3 protein-coding genes are annotated in these 3412 nt (G+C 73.7%); 2 read left to right on the forward strand and 1 reads right to left on the reverse strand.

The genetic code is table 11. From position 1 onward, the window contains the following. The coding region (locus FHE66_RS15415; protein ID WP_218013633.1) for a hypothetical protein at positions 1 to 894 on the reverse strand (894 nt) is incomplete at its 3' end. A 12-nt stretch (positions 895 to 906) separates the two neighbouring features. On the opposite strand from FHE66_RS15415, the gene FHE66_RS15420 reads away from it, so the two are divergent. Next, on the forward strand, positions 907 to 2286 hold the full coding sequence (locus FHE66_RS15420; RefSeq protein WP_176554676.1) for a hypothetical protein: 1380 nt from the start codon (positions 907 to 909) through the stop codon (positions 2284 to 2286). Next, complete coding sequence (locus FHE66_RS06215) at positions 2283 to 3353, forward strand: HAD-IIA family hydrolase (protein ID WP_139072107.1); 1071 nt, start codon at positions 2283 to 2285, stop codon at positions 3351 to 3353. The genes FHE66_RS15420 and FHE66_RS06215 overlap by 4 nt, the downstream gene beginning before the upstream one ends. Positions 3354 to 3412: the final 59 nt, after the last annotated feature.

Below are 3412 nucleotides of genomic sequence, written 5' to 3' on the forward strand. Positions count from 1 at the left end.
CGTGAGGGTGGTTACGGCCGCCCGACCGAGCGTCGCGAAGGCGGTCAGAGCCGTCCGACCGAGCGTCGTGAGGGTGGTTACGGCCGTCCGACCGAGCGTCGCGATGGCGCTTCCCGTGACTTCAACCGCGGCGAGCGTCGTGAGGGTGGTTACGGCCGCCCGACCGAGCGTCGCGAAGGCGGTCAGAGCCGTCCGACCGAGCGTCGTGAGGGTGGCTACGGCCGCCCCGACGAGCGTCGTGGTGGCGAGCGTCGTGAGGGTGGTTATGGCCGTCCGACCGAGCGTCGTGAGGGTGGCTATGGCCGTCCGACCGAGCGTCGCGATGGCGGTTCCCGTGACTTCAACGGCGGTGAGCGTCGTGAGGGTGGCTATGGCCGTCCGACCGAGCGTCGCGATGGCGGTTCCCGTGACTTCAACCGTGGTGAGCGTCGTGAGGGTGGCTATGGCCGTCCCACGGAGCGTCGCGATGGCGGTTCCCGTGACTTCAACGGCGGTGAGCGTCGTGAGGGCGGTTACGGCCGTCCCACGGAGCGTCGCGAGGGCGCTCCCCGCAGCTTCGACCGTGGTGAGCGTCGTGAGGGCGGCTATGGCCGCCCGACGGAGCGTCGTGAGGGTGGTCAGGGTCGTCCGACCGGGGGTCGTGAGGGTGGCTTTGGCCGTCCCGACGAGCGTCGTGGTGGCGAGCGTCGCGAGGGTGGCTTCGGTCGTCCGACCGAGCGTCGTGAGGGCGGCTACGGCCGCCCCGACGACCGCCGTGGTGGCGAGCGTGGCGGCCGCCGCGAGGGCGGCTACGACCGCTCGGCAGGCGGTGGGCACCGCACCGGTGGAGGTTTCGACCGGTCCGGCCCGCGGCACGCGTCCGACCAGGCGCCTCATGACGAGGAACTGCGTCACCCCGCGCCCCCCGTGGACGAGGACGTCATCCCCCAGATGCTCGACAAGGCCGCGCGGTCACGTCTGCGCACCCTGTCCAAGCTGAACTCTGACTGGGTGGCCGTCCACCTGGTCATGGCCGGCCGGACGCTCGACACGGACCCGGAGCTCGCCTACGAGCACGCGTCCGCAGCGGTCCGGCGTGCCGGTCGCGTCGACGTCGTGCGCGAGGCACTGGCCCTCACCGCCTACGCGACCGGACGGTACGCGGAGGCGCTGCGTGAGGTCCGTACGGTGCGCCGTCTCAGCGGTGTCGACGCGCACCCCGCGATCGAGGCCGACTGCGAGCGTGGCCTCGGACGCCCCGAGCGCGCGCTCGCGGTCATCGCCGAGGCCAAGGGGCGCGAGCTCAGCATCGAGGAGGCCGTCGAACTCACCCTCGTCGAGAGCGGTGCACGAGCCGACCTCGGCGAGCACGACGCCGCGCTGCTCGTCATCGACAAGCTGCTCCCGCGCGTCAGCGAGCCCGAGTACCGCCGCCGGCTGATGCTCGTCCGCGCCGACAGGCTCGAGACCCTCGGTCGCACCGACGACGCCGCTGAGGCGCGGGCCGCCGCCGAGGCGATCGCACCCCAGGAGGAGGACGACGTCGTCGTCCTCGACCTCGGGGACGACGATGACGAGCAGGCCACGCCGGCGCCCGTCGCCGAGGCTGACGCGCCGGAGGACGACGAGCCGGAGGACGACGAGCCGGAGGACGACGAGCCGGAGGACGACGAGCCGGAGGACGACGAGCCGGAGGACGACGAGTCCGAGGCCGATGAGACCGACGAGGTCGAGTCCGAGGACGATGAGGCCGAGGACGTGTCAGGGATCGACGAGCTCGAGGCCGGCGAGCCTGACGAGGTCGAGCCGGAGGACGACGAGCTCGAGGAGGAGGCCGAGGAGGTCGAGGTCGAGGTCGTCCTCGTCGAGGACTCCGCGCCGGACGCCGCGGTCGTCGACGTCGAGTCCGTGCCCGAGGCCGAGGTCGTCGTGATCGAGGAGTCCGTCGAGATCGAGGAGTCCGCCCCGGACGCCGAGACGGTCGACGTGGAGTCGGACGTCGAGGTCGTGGACGCTGACGACGCCGAGGAGCCGCAGGTCGACGAGTCGGCCCCCGAGGCGGAGATCGTGGTCGAGGAGTCCGAGGTCGAGGTCGTCGAGGAGTCCGTCGAGGAGTCCGCGGTCGAGGCCGAGGAGACCGCCGAGGTCACCGACGCGGTCGAGGCCGAGGAGACCGCCGAGGTCGCGGACGCGGTCGAGGCCGAGGAGACCACCGGCCCCGACACCGTCGAGGAGGACCAGGAGTCCGACAACGGCTCCGAGCAGCTCGACCTCTTCGCGGACGGTGACCTGGAGGACCGCCGGTGACCGCGACGCTCATCGGTTCACCGCCGCCGTGCGACGTCTACGACGTCGGTCTCTACGACCTCGACGGCGTCGTCTACCTGGGGGCCGAGGCGGTGGTCCACGCGGCCGACGCGATCGCGGCGGCCGCCGAGCGTGGCCTGCGTCCGCTGTACGTCACGAACAACTCCTCCCGTGAGCCGGAGGAGATCGCCGCCCAGATCGACGGCTTCGGCGTGCCCTGCTCACCCGAGCAGGTCGTCACCTCCGCCCAGTCGGTCGCCCTCCTCCTGCAGGAGGTGCTCGAGCCCGGCGCCCGCGTGCTGCCCATCGGCGGCCAGGGGCTGCGCACGGCGCTCGAGCACGCCGGCTTCACGCTCGTGGCGAGCGCGGCCGACGCGCCGGAGGCCGTCGTCCAGGGCTACGCCCCGCACCTGAGCTGGCACGACCTCGCCGAGGCCTCTTACGCGATCGGCGCCGGCGCGCGCCACGTCGCGACCAACCTCGACGGCTCCATCCCCAAGGAGCGTGGGGTCGCCCCGGGCAACGGCGCGCTCGTGCGCGCCGTCGTCGAGGCGACCGGCGTCCAGCCGCTCGCGTCCGGCAAGCCGCTCCCGGCGATCTTCCGCCAGGCCGCCGAGCGCGTCGGCGCGCAGAACCCGATGGCCATCGGTGACCGGCTCGACACCGACCTCGAGGGCGCCCGCGCCTCCGGGATCCCCGGCCTGCTCGTCCTCACGGGCGTGACGAGCGCCCGTGACGCCGTCCTCGCACCGGCGCACCAGCGCCCGTCGATGCTCGCCACCGACCTGCGCGGGCTGCTCGAGCGGCACCCCGAGCCCAGGCACGTCGACGACGAGGGCTGGTGGAGCTGCGGCGCCGCCGTCGCGCGCGTCGACGACGGCACCCTCGTCCTCGTCGACGACCCCACCGGCCCGCTCGGCCCCTCCGGGGAGCAGCGGCTCTCCGGTGACCGGCCCGCCCGGGTGACGCTCGACGGGTGGCGCGCACTGTGCGTCGCCGCCTGGGACGCGGCGGACAGCGGCCGGCCCGTCCAGCCGCAGGACGTCCCGGCGCTGACGATCGGCTGACGGCGCGCCGTGCCAGGTGTTCCTGGCACGGCGTCGCCCCCCGCCGCGTCGGGCGCGGG

The organism is Georgenia sp. 311, from assembly GCF_006151955.1.
GTDB lineage: Bacteria > Actinomycetota > Actinomycetes > Actinomycetales > Actinomycetaceae > Oceanitalea > Oceanitalea wutianyii.